Genomic DNA, 14,199 nt, shown 5'->3' with positions numbered 1-14,199 from the left:
AGCGGTAGTTCAGTCGGTTAGAATACCGGCCTGTCACGCCGGGGGTCGCGGGTTCGAGTCCCGTCCGCTCCGCCAGACAATAAATGCCCGCCTCGTGCGGGCATTTTTGTTGGTCGTCGATGGGCGCGCTCGCGTGCGGGCGCGTGGCTGTGGAGCGGAGGAAGCCGTCTGCATGGCTGCCAGCGCGCTCGAAGAGCGGCGCGTGCAAGCGCAGCCGCAGCCTGCGCCACGTAGGCGAGTCCGCCAAACAATGAAAAAGCCCGCCTCGGCGGGCTTTTTCATTTGGGCTTCATCCGCGGCTTCACCTGCGCCGAGCCGCGAGGGCGTCGTTCGTAAACAAACGAAATGCCTGCGTCGCACGGGCCTCGTCGTCTTCGGCGAGCGGGCACACGCAACGTGCCGCTACGAGAAATTCGCGATTGCATCCGCACGCGACTGCGCTATCGTGGCGGCATGCGTTCATGACCTCTGCGCGATGCTCGATCCGACCGATCTGCGACTCCTGTATCAGCTCCGGCCTGCAGAGCCCGGCGATTTCCCGTTCGCCGAGGCGCTGACGCACGGCAACATGGGCGGCTATTACAAGCGCCACGGGCTCGTGTGGCGCAGCGACCTGTTCTATGCAAGCTGGAGTGAATCCGAGAACTTCATCCTCGAGGCCGACGGCGAGCGTATCGGCGTGTTGCGCGTGACCGAGGAAGGCGATTCGCTGCACATCCGCGACGTGCAGATCGCGGCAGGCCATCGCGGGCAGGGCGCCGGTACCTACATGCTCGACATGTCGCATCGATGGGCGCGGGCCCGCGGGCTGCACGAACTGCAGCTGCGCGTGTTCGTCGACAATCCGGCCGCACGCCTCTATCAGCGTATGGGTTATCGGGTCGCCGGGCCGACGCTCGCGCAGCTCGGATCGATCCGTCACATGGTGCGTCCGGTCTGAAGCCGCACGGTCGCGCACGGCATCGTCAGCCGGCGGTACCGGTCGTTTCGTCGTCCGACGGTCGATCGTCGACCGTGGCTACGTCTTCCGTGCCGCGGTGCTCGTGGCCGCGCAGCATGAACGCGCGCGGACTTTCTCCGAATGCACGGCGGAACATCGCGGAGAACGCGCTCTGGCTTTGGTAGCCGAGTTCGCGCGCGATATGCGACAGCGGGCGTCCCTGGTTCAGCAGCGGGATCGCGCGCGCAAGCAGCGCCTGCTGGCGCCACTGTGAAAAGCTCACGCCGAGTTCCTGCTTGAAGAGCCGCGAGATCGTGCGCGTGCTGGCGCCGACCTCGCTCGCCCAGTGCTCGAGCGATTCGGCATGCGCGGGCTGTGCGAGCACCGATTCGCACAACGTGCGCAGCCGCTTCTCGTCGGGCATCGGCACCGCAAGCGGCAGCGGTTCGGCCCGGCTCAGCTCGTCGAGCACGAGCTCGCACAGCAGCCGCTCGCGCGCGGTGCTCAAGTCGCGTGCGTCGAGCGCGACGATCAGCTCGCGCAGCAATCCCGTCACTTCGACGACCCGGCACGCATCGAGCCCGTCCGGCACGATCGACTCGTCGATATACAGCGTACGCAGATAGGCCTCTTCGACGATCACGACCTCGTGCGTCACGTGCGGCGGCACCCAGATCGCGCGCGACGGCGGCACCATCCACGTCGTGCCGGTCGTCGCGACGCGCAGCACGCCGCGCGACGCATAGGCAAGCTGCGCCCACGCGTGCGTATGCAGCGGGATGCGGCGCCCGGCATCGACCTGCCGCGCGCGCACGCGCATCGGGTGCGCGCGGGTCGGCGCGAATTCGGGCGGAATGTCGATGACATCGTACGGATTCGATGCGTCGGCAGGGGCGAGCGGTTTCATGGATGTTGGGGCGGCGCGGCGGCGATGCCGTATTTTAAGAGTCGCCGCGCAAACGCATGCAGCGGTTTTTCCGCCGATAATGCGACGTTCAAATGAACTTTGTGTGGGGCCGCGCGGATTCGTGCCGTTGCACGCGCAAGCGTGCATCGCGGCGACGTAACTCGCGTCGCGTCGGCGTTGCCGTTCGGCGCGATAGGCGATTCAGCGAACGGCCCGACACGGTAACCACGAATCGAACAGGAGAACCACGATGCGCCACGTATTCGTCTACGGCACGTTGAGAGCGGGGGAGGCCAACGACATCGGCCATGCGGCCGCGCGGCACGGCATCGCCGCGCCGACGCTGCTCGGTGCGGTCGCGCTGCCGGGCGAACTGTACGATTTCGGCAACTATCCGGGCATGGTGGCCGGCGCGGCTGGCAAGTCGCTCGTCTGGGGCGACGTGTACGAGATCGACGAACGGCTCGTTTCGGTACTCGACGAGATCGAGCGCGTGTATCCGGGCGTCGACACACTGTTCAAGCAGGAGAACGTGACCGTCGAGCTCGGCGGCCGCCAGTACGCATGTCTGTACTATCCGGTCGCCGCGCATGCCGTCGCGGGCCTTCCGCGCATTGCGTCGGGCGACTGGGTCCAGCATCGGCGCGAACGCGAAGCCGCGTGAGCGATCGCGCGTCGAGCGCGCGTATAAACAAAAAGCGCCCCGCGGGGCGCTTTTTTCATGTCGCCGCTCAACCGGCGGCTGGCGGCGTGCCGACGAACGATCGGCACGCCGCGTGCGGCCCGATCAGATCTCTTCGTACAGCGGCAGCGTCAGGAATTCGGTAAAGCCTTCCGACGTCGACATCCGTTCGAAGATCGCCGCCGCGCGTTCGTACGGCTGCGTGTTGCCGCCGACCGAACGCTTCACGTTCTCGAGTTCGATCTTCGTATATTCGCGAACGAGTTCCGCGGTGACCTTGCGGCCGTCGTCGAGCACGCCCTTCGGCGAGCGGATCCACTGCCACACCTGCGAGCGCGAGATTTCGGCGGTCGCCGCGTCTTCCATCAGGTTGTGGATCGGCACGCAGCCGTTGCCGTCGAGCCACGCGCCGAGGTAGTGGATACCGACGTTGATGTTGTTGCGCAGGCCGGCCTCGGTGATCGGCGCTTCGGGCTGGAAGTCGAGCAGGTTGCGGCCTTCGACCTGCACGTCGTCACGCTGCTTGTCGATTTGATTCGGCTTGTCGCCGAGCACCTTCACGAACTCTTCCATCGCGATCGGCACGAGGCCCGGGTGCGCGACCCAGCCGCCGTCGTAGCCGTCGGTCGCGTCGCGCTGCTTGTCCGCGCGCACGCCGCCCATCGCCTTCTCGTTCGCTTCCGGATCGTTCTTGATCGGAATCAGCGCGCTCATCCCGCCGATCGCCGGCGCGTTGCGCTTGTGGCAGGTCTTCAGCAGCAGCAGTGCGTAGGCGCGCATGAACGGCACCGTCATCGTGATCTTCGAACGGTCGGCGAGGCAGAAGTCGCGGTCGTTCTTGAACTTCTTGATCGCCGAGAAGATGTAGTCCCAGCGGCCGGCGTTGAGACCCGAGCTGTGTTCGCGCAGCTCGTACAGGATCTCGTCCATCTCGAACGCGGCGAGGATCGTCTCGATCAGTACGGTCGCGCGGATCGTCCCGCGCGGGATGCCGACCGCTTCCTGCGCGGCGACGAAGATATCGTTCCACAGCCGCGCCTCGAGATGGCTCTCCATCTTCGGCAGATAGAAGTACGGGCCCGAGCCGCGCGCGATCAGTTCCTTCGCGTTGTGGAACAGGTACAGCGCGAAGTCGAAGATGCCGCCGGACACGCGCTGGCCGTCGACCGTCACGTGCTTCTCGTCGAGATGCCAGCCGCGCGGCCGCACGATCAGCGTCGCGACCTTGTCGTTCAGCTTGTACGACTTGCCGTTCTGCTCGAGCGAGATCGTACGGCGCACCGCGTCCTTCAGATTGATCTGACCGTCGATCTGGTTCGTCCAGCTCGGCGCGTTCGAATCTTCGAAGTCGGTCATGTACGAGTCGGCGCCCGAGTTCAGCGCGTTGATGATCATCTTGCGCTCGACGGGGCCGGTGATCTCGACCCGGCGGCATTGCAGGTCGGCCGGCAGCGGCGCGACCTTCCAGTCGCCTTCGCGAATCGCCTTCGTGTCGGCCAGGAAGTCGGGACGCTCGCCGGCGTCCAGCCGCTTCGTCCGCTCGACGCGCGCCTGCAGCAGCGCCTGGCGGCGCGGTTCGAACGTGCGGTGCAGCGCCGCGACGAGCGCGAGCGCGTCGGGCGTCAGGATCGCTTCGTAGCCGGGCTTGATTTCGCCGGTGATCGCCATGCCTTGCGGCAGCGTGATCGGGGTGCTCATGAGTCTCATCTCCTTGGTCGGTCAGTTGCGGTTTCGGTGAAGGGGGAAGGCGGCAGCGACGCGAACCTCATGCGCCCGGGCCGGGGCGCGTGCGGTTTGCCGGTCTGCCGGATGAAGCCGGGGTGGCGAGGAAAGCGAGCAGGTCGGCCATGCCGGTGCCGGTGCCGTCGGGCGGCGTGCCGAGTTCCTCGGCAGGCGCGCCGGTGCGATTGAGCCAGAACGTCGTGTAGCCGAACCACGCGGCGCCCGCGACGTCCCACGCGTTCGACGACACGAACACGATGCCGCGCGGGTTCGCCCCGAACGCGGCGGTGCCGAGCGCGTACGCGGCCGGACTCGGCTTGTACGCGCGCACCGCGTCGGCCGACAGCACGCGATCGAACAGCCCGTTCATGCCGGCGCTCTTGATCGCGATGTCTAGCATCTGCGGATTGCCGTTCGACAGGATCGCGAGCGGCGGGCGCGGCTCCAGCGCGCGCAACGCACGCAGCGCGGGCACCGTATCGGGATAGGTGGACAGGCACGCGTATTCGTCCATCAGCCGTTTCTCGGCCGCGCTGTTCAGCGCGACGCCGAGCGCGCGCGCAGCGAAGCGCAGTGCGTCGAGCGTGATGTCGCGAAACGGACGATAGCGGGCGCCGGCCGGATCGGCGAGCGTGCGCAGCTGCGAATATTCGATTTGCTTGCGTCGCCACAGCTGCGACAACCGTTCCCCGTGACCGGGAAACATCTGCTCTGCCGCGGCCACGACCGCATGCACGTCGAACAGCGTGCCGAATGCGTCGAAGAGGATGGCGTCGGGAGAGGAGAGTGTCGTTGTGGCCGACATAGCCTTGCGCTCCAGTGTCAGAGGTCGGGATCGATTCTATTCGTGATCGCAGATGCTAAAAAAGACGCTAATCATCACTTGATCTTTTACTTTCATATACCTAATCTTGACCGGCTTCAGTCATGTGAGGGCGGGAAACGCCGCTCGTCGGAGTCATGGACCGGTTCAAACAGATCGAAACGTTCGCCGCGGTCGCGGCGAAGGGCAGCCTGTCGGCGGCCGCGCATGCGGAGGGCGTCGCGCCGGCGATCATCGGCCGCCGCCTCGATGCGCTCGAGGAGCGGCTCGGCGTGAAGCTGCTGGTGCGCACGACGCGCAAGCTCACGCTGACGTTCGAGGGTTCGGCATTCCTCGAGGACTGCCAGCGGATCATCAACGACATGCAGAACGCGGAGGCAAGCGTGTCGGCCGGCGGCGTGAAGGCGAGCGGGCATCTGCGGATCTCGGCGCCGGCCGGCTTCGGCAGACGGCACGTCGCGCCGCTCGTGCCCGAGTTCAGCGGCGCGCATCCGGACGTATCGGTCACGCTCGATCTGTCCGACCGGATGGTCGATCTCGTCAACGAGGGGTTCGATTGCGCGGTACGGCTCGGCGAGCTGCCGGACTCGTCGCTCGTGTCGCTGAAGCTCGGCGAGAACCGGCGCGTGTGCGTCGCATCGCCCGCGTATCTCGCGCGGCGCGGCACGCCGGCGACGCTCGCCGAGCTCGCGCGTCACAATTGCCTCGCGCTCGCCGCGAACGCGAACCAGCAGCGCGGCTGGACGTTCCAGGAGGACGGCAAGGTCGTGTCGATCCGCGTGAACGGCACGATGGAGTGCTCGGACGGCGCGGTGCTGCACGAATGGTGCCTGGCCGGTCACGGTCTGGCGTGGCGCTCGTGGTGGGAAGTCGGCGCGGACATCGCGGCCGGCCGGCTGGTCAGCGTGCTCGACGCGTTCGCCGCGCCGCCGATCGGCATCCACGCGGTGTTTCCGCAACGCAGGCATCTGCCGTTGCGTGTGCGGCTCTTTCTCGATTACCTGAAGCATACGTACGAGCGACCCGGCTACTGGGGCGACTAGCGCGGTCGCGCGTTTCCGATATGAGGACGAACCCGCTGCCGGCATCGACCCGACGATTTCGCGCACTACAATCGAAACACGCATACCTGCCGCGCCGCGGCCCGCACGCAGCGGATCGCCGCGCACGGGATGCGACTGACGAAGGAGGGCGCGATGTTCCGGCACATCCTCGTTCCAACCGACGGCTCCGACCTGTCGAAGAAAGCGATCGACGGCGCGATCGATCTCGCTCGCGCGGTCGGTGCGCACGTGACGGCGTACGCGTGCCTGCCGCAGTACCCGTATTCGCCGTTTTCCGAAGTGATCATCGAGCCGCCGGCGGACTTCCGCGCGCGCAGCGAGCGCGAGGCGCGTGCACATCTCGACGAGGTCGAAGCGGCCGCGAAGGCGGCCGGCGTCGCATGCGACACATGGACCAGCGTGCATCCGTCGCCGTATCTCGGCATCATCGAGGCGGCCGAGCGCGGCGGCTGCGACGTGATCTTCATGGCATCGCACGGACGCCGCGGGCTCGGCAGCCTGCTGATCGGCAGCGAGACGCAGCGTGTGCTGACCCATACGAAAATTCCGGTGATCGTCTATCGGTAGCGTGCGCCGCGCATTGCCGCGTGCGCGGCAGCGTTCGGCACCGTGAAAAGGGCGCGCCGGGCAAGCCCGGCGCGCGTCGTTGCTGGCGGCCGCAGGCCGCGCGGCCGGTCGCGCGATCGTCGTCGCGCGCCTGCCGTCTCCTCCCTGATGCGCGTTCTGGTTGCCGCGCCCGCTCCGCGATGCGACGGGCGGGGGTCGGCGCCGCGCGTGCGCGGCTTACGCGACCTTCTTGCCGTCGAAGAACTGTTCGTCCTCGGTCGAGCCGTGCAGCGCGGTCGTCGATGCTTCGCGCTCGACGGTCTGCGTGACCGCGTCGAAGTAACCGGTGCCGACTTCGCGCTGGTGCTTGACGGCGGTGAAGCCCTTGTCGGCAGCCGCGAACTCGGCCTGCTGCAGTTCGACGAACGCGCTCATCTGCGTACGGGCATAGCCGTGCGCGAGGTTGAACATCGAGTAGTTCAGCGCGTGGAAGCCGGCCAGCGTGATGAACTGGAACTTGTAGCCCATCGCGCCGAGCTCCTTCTGGAACTTCGCGATCGTCGCGTCGTCGAGGTTCTTCTTCCAGTTGAACGACGGCGAGCAGTTGTACGACAGCAGCTTGCCGGGGAACTGCTTGTGGATCGCCTCCGCGAACTTCTTCGCGTATTCGAGATCCGGCTTGCCGGTTTCGCACCAGATCAGGTCCGCGTACGGCGCATACGCGAGGCCGCGCGAGACCGCCTGCTCGAGGCCCGGCTTCGTGCGGAAGAAGCCTTCGACCGTGCGCTCGCCGGTCAGGAACGGCTTGTCGTTGTCGTCGATGTCGGACGTGATCAGATCGGCGGCTTCCGCGTCGGTGCGGGCGACCAGCACCGTCGGCGTACCCATCACGTCGGCGGCGAGACGCGCGGCCGACAGCTTCGCGACCGCCTCGCGCGTCGGCACGAGCACCTTGCCGCCCATGTGGCCGCACTTCTTGACCGAAGCGAGCTGGTCTTCGAAGTGCACGCCCGCCGCGCCGGCCTCGATCATCGCCTTCATCAGTTCGAACGCGTTCAGCACGCCGCCGAAGCCGGCTTCCGCGTCCGCGACGATCGGCGCGAAGAAGTCGACGTAGCCTTCGTCGCCCGGATTCTTGCCTTCCGACCACTGGATCTGATCGGCACGCGTGAGCGTATTGTTGATGCGCTTCACGACGAGCGGCACCGAGTTCGCCGGGTACAGCGACTGGTCCGGGTACATTTCGCCCGCGACGTTCGCGTCGCCGGCCACCTGCCAGCCGGACAGATAGATCGCCTTCAGGCCGGCCTTGACCTGCTGCATCGCCTGGTTGCCGGTCAGCGCGCCGAGCGCGTTGACGAACGGCTCGTTGTTGATCAGGTTCCACAGCTTTTCGGCGCCGCGCTTCGCGAGCGTGTGCTCGACCGGAATCGAGCCGCGCAGACGGACCACGTCCTCAGCCGTGTAGCCGCGCTTGATGCCCTTCCAGCGCGGATCGGTTTCCCATTGCTTTTGCAGTTCCTGTGCCTGTTGCTGACGCGACATGATGAGCTCCTTGAAGTGGTGTGTTGCCTAGACGGTTGAATCGAACGGTGATGAGGCTGTTCTCGAAGCGGCGACACGCAGGTTCCGTTTCGTGAAGTCTTGTATAAGAGTCTAGGCAAATCGACCGGCGTGAAACAGCGGCTTCATCGTGAAGCGAAGAAATTTTTATTTCTTGTTAATCAACGATTTGCGGCTTCGGTTTTGCAATGAGAAACGTATTTTCCCATCCTGCAATCGCACGCGTTGTGCCACGCAGCATGATTTTTTACGACGCAAAAAAATTTTTCGTATCGTGAAATGTCGGGCGGGGCAAAAAAAAACCGGCGCAGCGCGCCGGTTGTCCGGAAAGCGGGGCGGCTCGCCGGCCGCCCATCCAACGGTTAGGACGCCGAGTTGCCGCGTCGCGGGCCGCCGCGCTGACCGTCGCGCCGGTGACCGCCGTCGCGGCTGCCGCCCGGCTTGCCGCTCCAGCCGCCGCCGTTGCCGCTGCCGAAGCTGCGCCCACCGTTGCCGCCGTGACCGCCGCCCGGCTTGCCGCCGAAACGCCGGCCGCCGTTGCCGGCACCCGGACGGCCACGGCCGCCGTTACCGCGGTCGTTGCGCGGCGGTGCCTTGCGCGGCTCGAAGCCCTCGATCACGTTGACCGGCAGCGGCGCACGCACGAAACGCTCGATGCGCTTGAGCGCGCCCTGTTCGGCGTGGTGCACGAGGCTCACCGCGATGCCCGAGCGGCCCGCGCGACCCGTGCGGCCGATACGGTGCACGTAGTCTTCCGCGAACTTCGGCAGATCGTAGTTGAACACGTGCGTGATGCCCGGGATGTCGATCCCGCGCGCGGCGACGTCCGTCGCGACCAGCACGCGCACGCGGCGCTCGCGCAGCGCACGGATCGTGCGATTGCGCGCGCCCTGCGGCAGATCGCCGTGCAGCGCGGCCGATTCGAAGCCGGCGTCGGCGAGGCGGCCGGCGAGCTGGTCGGCGTCGATCTTGGTCGCCGTGAAGATGATCGCCTGATCGAGCGCCGTGTCGCGCAGCAGATGATCGAGCAGACGGTCCTTGTGATCGCGGTCGTCGACGTAATGGACGGTCTGCGCGATGTTCGCGCGCGATTCCAGACGCTGCTGGATCTCGATACGCTCCGGATCCTTCAGCAGCCGGCTCGTCAGCGAACCGATCTTGCCGTCGAGCGTGGCCGAGAACAGCATCGTCTGGCGCGACGCGGGCGTCGCGGCGACGATCGTCTCGATGTCGTCGATGAAGCCCATGTCGAGCATGCGGTCGGCTTCGTCGAGCACCAGCATCTTCAGTTCGGACAGGTCGATGCGGCCGCGCTCGAGATGGTCGAGCAGGCGCCCCGGCGTGGCGACCAGGATCTCGGGATTCTTCGCGAGCAGCATCAGCTGCTGGCCGTACGCGACGCCGCCGAGGATGCTGACGGTGCGCAGGCGCTTCAGATGCTTGCCGTACGTCGACGCGGCCGTGGTGACCTGCATCGCGAGTTCGCGCGTCGGCGTCAGCACGAGCAGGCCCGGGCGCGCGACCGGTTGCGGACGACGCGCGCGGCGCTCGCCCTGACCGGCTTCGCGCGGCGCGCGCGGTTGTTGTGCGTGGGCTTTTTGCAGCTGCGCGAAACGTTCGATCGCGGGCAGCATGAAGGCGGCCGTCTTGCCCGAGCCGGTCGGGCTCGATACCAGCAGGTCGCGGCCGGCGATGCCGGCCGGAATCGCGCGCTGCTGAACCGGCGTCGGCTTCACGTAACCGGCGGCTTGCAGCGCGGAGACGATCTCCGGCGACAGCCCGAGCGACGCGAAAGTCGGTTCGTCCGCGGCCGGTGCGGCGGCGTCGAGACCGAGCGCCTGATCGGCGATCGCGTTGAGCGGGCTGGAGTTGATGCTCGAAGTCATAACAATCCTTGAAACACAGTGGGTGAAACGTCGGCGCCAATCGCGCATACCCAAGTCGTCGGATTCAGCGAGCAAATCGGGAAACGGGTGCAATCTGCCGAACAGTCGGCAGACGAGGCATTAGAAGCTGTTTTGGGTGCGGCGCGCTTCTGGAGCGGGGCCGCCAGCCTGATAAGTGACGACCGCAAGGGCCGAGGCAGGAGGGGACAGGTTCTAAACCGGATTGGAGCTTAACGCTACGAGGCGTCGGCCGGAGCGGCTTTCGAGCCGAACGCGGAAGTGACGCAGCCGGCATTATAAAGAAATTTGCTGCGCTGCGCCACCGGTTTGATCGTCGATCGCGGCGGACGTGCCGCAATCGGTTGCGCGGGACTTGCAGGCTCAGGACGCCGTGCCGTTCTTCAGCGATTCGACGAGCTCGATGTATTGCTCCTTCGCCGTGTCCTGCGGCGTGCCTTTCAGCGCTTCCCACGCGTCGTACTTGTACTTGCCGACGATGTCGGTGAAGCCCGGCTTGTCGCCGTGCGCGTCGCCGTCGGTCGCCTGCTTGAACAGCGCATACAGGCGCAGCAGGGTCAGGTTGCCCGGCCGTTCGGACAGTTGCTTGACGTCGATCTGGGCCTGCTCGAAGCGGGCGCTGAGGTCGCTCATCGGGTGTCTCCGTAAAGGTTTCAAGTCGGGCGATCTTAGCAAGCGCACCGCCGCGCAGGGTCGAGCGATCCTTCCAAACCGCCGGCGCGGCCGCGCTTGCGTGCCGATCGACCGCGATCGCCCGTCGGAGCGGGGCGCCGCATTACAATGTCGGCCATGACGCAAACAGTGCTCCTCGCCATCGATACGTCGACCGAATACTGCTCGGTCGCGCTGCTGCGCTCGGCCCACGCGGACGACGCCGTTTCCACCCCGCAAACCTGGTTCCGTCACGAGCTGACGGGCGCCGTGTCGAGCACGCGCGTGCTGCCGGCGATCCAGGAACTCTTTGCCGAATCCGGGCTGACGCTCGCCGACTGCGATGCGGTCGCGTTCGGCGCGGGTCCCGGCTCGTTCACCGGGCTGCGCACCGCGACCGGCATCGCGCAGGGCCTCGCGTTCGGGCGCGGGCTGCCGGTCGTGCCGATCGGTACGCTGCTCGCGTGTGCCGAGCATGCACGGCTGCGCGCACCCGGCACGACGCGCGTGCTGGCCGCGCTCGATGCGCGGATGGACGAAGCGTACTGGGCGGACTTCGCGTGGGACGACGACGCGGGCGACTGGCGCACGCTGCAGCCCGCGTCGCTCGACGCGCCGGGCGCCGTCGGCGTGCCCGACGTGCCGTTTACGCTGGCGGGCAATGCGGCCGCCGCGTTCGGCGCGCTGCTGCCGGCGACGACGCGCGCGGCGTCGATCGACGGCGACGCGCTGCCGCATGCGCTCGCGGTCGCGCATGCCGCGCTGCGCGCGTTTCGCGCCGGGCGCGCGGTGCCGGCCGAGCTGGCCGCGCCCGAATACGTGCGCGACAAGGTCGCGCAGACGACCGCCGAGCGTGTCGCCGCGCGCGCCGCGCAGACGGGTGGAGCGTACGGATGACCGGCGTGCTGTTGAGCGATCGCTATCTGTCGCCGATGACGGATGCCGATCTCGACGAAGTCGTCGCGGTCGAGCAGGCCGCGTACGAATTCCCGTGGAGCCGCGGCAACTTCGAGGATTCGCTGCGCAACGGCTATTTCGGCGTATGCCTGCGCCACGTGACCGGCGCGCTCGTCGGCTACTGCGTGCTGATGCCGGTGATCGACGAGATGCATCTGCTGAACCTGTGCGTCGCGCCGGCCGCGCAGCGCTCGGGGGCGGGCCTCGCGCTGCTGCGCGAGGCGGTGCGCATCGCGCGCGCGGAGCGGCTCGACGGCGTGCTGCTCGAGGTGCGGCCGTCCAATCCGCGCGCGATCCATCTGTACGAGCGCTTCGGCTTCGTGACGATCGGCCGGCGCAAGAACTACTATCCGGCGCGGCATCGCAGCCGGGAGGATGCAATCGTGATGCGTCTGACGCTGAACAAGGACAAGGGGAACGCGCATGGCGTGGGCTGAAGCGGCGCTCGAGGAAATGGGACTCGCGCAGATCTGGGTGCGGCGCGGTCAGCGCACGCAAGGCGGCGCGGCGGCCGGCGTGACCGATGCCGCGTCGGACGGCGCGGCCGAACGCGTATCCGCGGTTGCGGATGCAACGGTCGCGGAGCCACGCGAGCCGCTGGACGGACCGCCGCGCGATACGCGCGCGGCTCGCACGGTCGCAGCAGTCGACGATGCGCGCGCGCCTGTCGAGCGCGCATCCGACGCTCGGCCGACCGACGCGCCGCGCGTTGCCGCAAACGATCCGGCGGACAGCGACCGCGCGCCCGTTCTGCGCGATCCGCCGGCTTCCACGCCACAGACGCCGCCGACGCCCGACGACGATTTCGCATGGTTCGACGCCGCGCCGCCGAGCGCCGCCGTGCCGGCCGCCGCGCCGCGCAGCGCCGAAACGCCGGTTGCCGCGCTCGACTGGGATGCGCTCGCCGCACGCGTCGCCGACTGCACGCGCTGCCGCCTGTGCGAAAAGCGGACCAACACCGTGTTCGGCGTCGGCGATCGCGACGCGGACTGGATGCTGATCGGCGAAGCGCCCGGCGAAAACGAGGACAAGCAGGGCGAGCCGTTCGTCGGCCAGGCCGGCAAGCTGCTCGACAACATGCTGCAGTCGCTGTCGCTCCGGCGCGGCGACAACGTGTTTATCGCGAACGTGATCAAGTGCCGTCCGCCCGGCAACCGCAATCCCGAACCGGACGAAGTCGCGCGCTGCGAGCCGTATCTGCAGCGCCAGGTCGCGCTCGTGAAGCCGAAGCTGATCGTCGCGCTCGGGCGATTTGCCGCGCAGACGTTGCTGAAGACCGACGCGAGCATCGCGTCGCTGCGCGGCCGCGTGCACGCGTACGAAGGCGTGCCGGTGATCGTCACCTACCATCCCGCGTACCTGCTGCGCAGTCTGCCGGACAAGGCGAAGGCGTGGGCCGATCTGTGCCTCGCGCGCGATACGTTCCGTAACACGGCGAACGCCGACGCAAGCGAGCCGGCCGGCCAATGACGACCGGCGCGGCGTTCGCGTTCGTCGATACGCTGCGCGACGCCGTCGTCCGCGATCTCGGCTGGCTGCTCGCAAGCCCGAGCCTGCTCACCGCGGCGCCGGGTGCGCCGCTCGCGCAGCCGTGGTCGGACGCGGTCGAACGCGTGGCCGTCGATGCTTGGCTCGTCGCGCTCGACGCGGCACCGGAGCCGCTGCACCGGATGCTCGACGGGCTGCGTCCCGTGCGGCTCGGTCGCTATGCCGAATGCCTGCTCGAGTATTTCCTCACGCACGGGCCGTCGCTGCGGCTCGTCGCCGCGAACCTGCCGCTGCGCAGCCACGGCCGCACGCTCGGCGAAGTCGACTTCCTCGTCGATGCGCCGGGCGGGCAGCGGCTGCACTGGGAACTCGCAGTGAAGTGCTATCTGTGCGCGCCGGTGCGCGGCGCCGCGTCGCTGGCGGACTTCGTCGGCCCGAATCTGGTCGATCGACTCGACCGCAAGCGCAGCCGGCTGCTCGATCATCAGCTGCGGCTCAGCGATCGCGGCGGATTTGCGCTGCTCGGTTACGGTGCGCCGTCCGCCGCGCAGATGTTCGTCAAAGGATGGCTGTTCTATCCGCTCGGCGCGCGCTTGCCCGCGGTGGCTGCCGAAATCGCGGCCGATCATCCGCGCGGCTTCTGGCTCACGCATGCGCAGTGGCCGGCGTGGGCCGCCGCGCAGCCGGCCGGCCGAGCGTGGAGCATCGTGCCGCGGCTCGCGTGGCTCGCGCCGCGGCGCCTCGCGGCCGATGCCGCTCCCGAGCCGCTCGCGGCTGCGCCGTCGCTGCCGCCCGTATTGACGACGCGCGACACGCCCGCGCTGATCGGCATCTATGACCAGGAAGGCGACGGCAGCTGGCACGAGACCGCGCGCGGCTTCGTCGTACCCGACGACTGGCCGATGCGCGCGCAGACGTTCGCCGCGCAGGTCGACTGACGCGGCGTCAGCCG

The 14,199-nt window shown here is 67.8% G+C and carries 14 protein-coding genes; 8 read left to right on the top strand and 6 right to left on the bottom strand.

The window, feature by feature from the left end:
* Positions 1-172 precede the first annotated feature (172 nt).
* Positions 173-940 (top strand): GNAT family N-acetyltransferase, encoded by a 768-nt coding sequence (locus BUB20358_RS21875; protein WP_081293577.1) that lies wholly within the window; start codon positions 173-175, stop codon positions 938-940.
* A 25-nt stretch (positions 941-965) separates the two neighbouring features.
* Here the strand turns inward: BUB20358_RS21875 and BUB20358_RS21870 are convergent, their stop codons facing one another.
* The gene (locus tag BUB20358_RS21870; RefSeq protein WP_006763992.1) at positions 966-1,847 is read right to left on the bottom strand and encodes an AraC family transcriptional regulator; all 882 of its coding nucleotides are present in this window, start codon (positions 1,845-1,847) and stop codon (positions 966-968) included.
* Positions 1,848-2,097: 250 nt separating this feature from the next.
* Here BUB20358_RS21870 and BUB20358_RS21865 point away from each other — a divergent pair, with 250 nt between their 5' ends.
* Positions 2,098-2,511, top strand: a complete 414-nt coding sequence (locus tag BUB20358_RS21865) for a gamma-glutamylcyclotransferase family protein (protein ID WP_006763993.1) — start codon at positions 2,098-2,100, stop codon at positions 2,509-2,511.
* 123 nt (positions 2,512-2,634) lie between these two features.
* On the opposite strand, the gene aceB is transcribed toward BUB20358_RS21865, so the two are convergent.
* Together aceB and BUB20358_RS21855 are read right to left on the bottom strand one after the other, a co-directional pair.
* Entirely contained in the window at positions 2,635-4,227 is a 1,593-nt protein-coding gene (aceB, locus tag BUB20358_RS21860) for a malate synthase A (RefSeq protein ID WP_035972133.1), read from the bottom strand.
* Between the two features lie 67 nt (positions 4,228-4,294).
* Positions 4,295-5,056 (bottom strand): haloacid dehalogenase type II, encoded by a 762-nt coding sequence (locus tag BUB20358_RS21855; protein WP_006763995.1) that lies wholly within the window; start codon positions 5,054-5,056, stop codon positions 4,295-4,297.
* 155 nt (positions 5,057-5,211) lie between these two features.
* On the opposite strand from BUB20358_RS21855, the gene BUB20358_RS21850 reads away from it, so the two are divergent.
* Together BUB20358_RS21850 and BUB20358_RS21845 are read left to right on the top strand one after the other, a co-directional pair.
* Positions 5,212-6,117 (top strand): LysR family transcriptional regulator, encoded by a 906-nt coding sequence (locus BUB20358_RS21850; protein ID WP_006763996.1) that lies wholly within the window; start codon positions 5,212-5,214, stop codon positions 6,115-6,117.
* A gap of 153 nt (positions 6,118-6,270) precedes the next feature.
* Positions 6,271-6,705: a universal stress protein gene (locus tag BUB20358_RS21845; RefSeq protein ID WP_035973332.1), complete on the top strand. Its 435-nt coding sequence runs from the start codon at positions 6,271-6,273 to the stop codon at positions 6,703-6,705.
* A 216-nt stretch (positions 6,706-6,921) separates the two neighbouring features.
* Here BUB20358_RS21845 and aceA read toward each other — a convergent pair whose 3' ends face one another.
* From aceA to BUB20358_RS21830, 3 genes are all read right to left on the bottom strand, one after another.
* Positions 6,922-8,229: an isocitrate lyase gene (aceA, locus tag BUB20358_RS21840; protein ID WP_035972134.1), complete on the bottom strand. Its 1,308-nt coding sequence runs from the start codon at positions 8,227-8,229 to the stop codon at positions 6,922-6,924.
* 380 nt (positions 8,230-8,609) lie between these two features.
* Entirely contained in the window at positions 8,610-10,133 is a 1,524-nt protein-coding gene (locus BUB20358_RS21835) for a DEAD/DEAH box helicase (protein WP_035972135.1), read from the bottom strand.
* A gap of 381 nt (positions 10,134-10,514) precedes the next feature.
* Positions 10,515-10,784, bottom strand: coding sequence for an acyl-CoA-binding protein (locus BUB20358_RS21830; protein WP_006763999.1), 270 nt, complete (start codon positions 10,782-10,784; stop codon positions 10,515-10,517).
* A 147-nt stretch (positions 10,785-10,931) separates the two neighbouring features.
* Here BUB20358_RS21830 and tsaB point away from each other — a divergent pair, with 147 nt between their 5' ends.
* Genes tsaB through BUB20358_RS21810 form a run of 4 tightly spaced genes read left to right on the top strand, consistent with a single transcriptional unit; the run spans position 10,932 to position 14,185 of the window.
* Entirely contained in the window at positions 10,932-11,699 is a 768-nt protein-coding gene (gene tsaB, locus BUB20358_RS21825) for a tRNA (adenosine(37)-N6)-threonylcarbamoyltransferase complex dimerization subunit type 1 TsaB (protein WP_035972137.1), read from the top strand.
* Positions 11,696-12,196 carry a ribosomal protein S18-alanine N-acetyltransferase gene (rimI, locus tag BUB20358_RS21820; RefSeq protein ID WP_035972139.1) on the top strand — a complete coding sequence of 167 codons (501 nt, stop codon included), beginning with the start codon at positions 11,696-11,698 and terminating at the stop codon, positions 12,194-12,196. The genes tsaB and rimI overlap by 4 nt, the downstream gene beginning before the upstream one ends.
* On the top strand, positions 12,183-13,229 hold the full coding sequence (locus BUB20358_RS21815; RefSeq protein ID WP_006764001.1) for a uracil-DNA glycosylase: 1,047 nt from the start codon (positions 12,183-12,185) through the stop codon (positions 13,227-13,229). The genes rimI and BUB20358_RS21815 overlap by 14 nt, the downstream gene beginning before the upstream one ends.
* A complete protein-coding gene (locus tag BUB20358_RS21810) occupies positions 13,226-14,185 on the top strand; it encodes a DUF1853 family protein (RefSeq protein WP_035972140.1) in 960 nt (319 codons plus the stop codon). The genes BUB20358_RS21815 and BUB20358_RS21810 overlap by 4 nt, the downstream gene beginning before the upstream one ends.
* Positions 14,186-14,199 lie beyond the last annotated feature (14 nt).

It is taken from the genome of Burkholderia dolosa (assembly GCF_902499135.1).
Classification (GTDB): domain Bacteria; phylum Pseudomonadota; class Gammaproteobacteria; order Burkholderiales; family Burkholderiaceae; genus Burkholderia; species Burkholderia dolosa.
The sequence above is the reverse complement of the archived record's forward strand: the minus strand, read 5'-3'. Positions and strand labels throughout refer to the sequence as shown.

Bases quoted from the DNA above. Each gene is read 5' to 3' on its own strand.
- BUB20358_RS21875 (WP_081293577.1), top strand. From the start codon at position 173: ATGGCTGCCAGCGCGCTCGAAGAGCGGCGCGTGCAAGCGCAGCCGCAG.
- BUB20358_RS21870 (WP_006763992.1), bottom strand. From the start codon at position 1,847: ATGAAACCGCTCGCCCCTGCCGACGCATCGAATCCGTACGATGTCATC.
- BUB20358_RS21865 (WP_006763993.1), top strand. From the start codon at position 2,098: ATGCGCCACGTATTCGTCTACGGCACGTTGAGAGCGGGGGAGGCCAAC.
- aceB (WP_035972133.1), bottom strand. From the start codon at position 4,227: ATGAGCACCCCGATCACGCTGCCGCAAGGCATGGCGATCACCGGCGAA.
- BUB20358_RS21855 (WP_006763995.1), bottom strand. From the start codon at position 5,056: ATGTCGGCCACAACGACACTCTCCTCTCCCGACGCCATCCTCTTCGAC.
- BUB20358_RS21850 (WP_006763996.1), top strand. From the start codon at position 5,212: ATGGACCGGTTCAAACAGATCGAAACGTTCGCCGCGGTCGCGGCGAAG.
- BUB20358_RS21845 (WP_035973332.1), top strand. From the start codon at position 6,271: ATGTTCCGGCACATCCTCGTTCCAACCGACGGCTCCGACCTGTCGAAG.
- aceA (WP_035972134.1), bottom strand. From the start codon at position 8,229: ATGTCGCGTCAGCAACAGGCACAGGAACTGCAAAAGCAATGGGAAACC.
- BUB20358_RS21835 (WP_035972135.1), bottom strand. From the start codon at position 10,133: ATGACTTCGAGCATCAACTCCAGCCCGCTCAACGCGATCGCCGATCAG.
- BUB20358_RS21830 (WP_006763999.1), bottom strand. From the start codon at position 10,784: ATGAGCGACCTCAGCGCCCGCTTCGAGCAGGCCCAGATCGACGTCAAG.
- tsaB (WP_035972137.1), top strand. From the start codon at position 10,932: ATGTCGGCCATGACGCAAACAGTGCTCCTCGCCATCGATACGTCGACC.
- rimI (WP_035972139.1), top strand. From the start codon at position 11,696: ATGACCGGCGTGCTGTTGAGCGATCGCTATCTGTCGCCGATGACGGAT.
- BUB20358_RS21815 (WP_006764001.1), top strand. From the start codon at position 12,183: ATGGCGTGGGCTGAAGCGGCGCTCGAGGAAATGGGACTCGCGCAGATC.
- BUB20358_RS21810 (WP_035972140.1), top strand. From the start codon at position 13,226: ATGACGACCGGCGCGGCGTTCGCGTTCGTCGATACGCTGCGCGACGCC.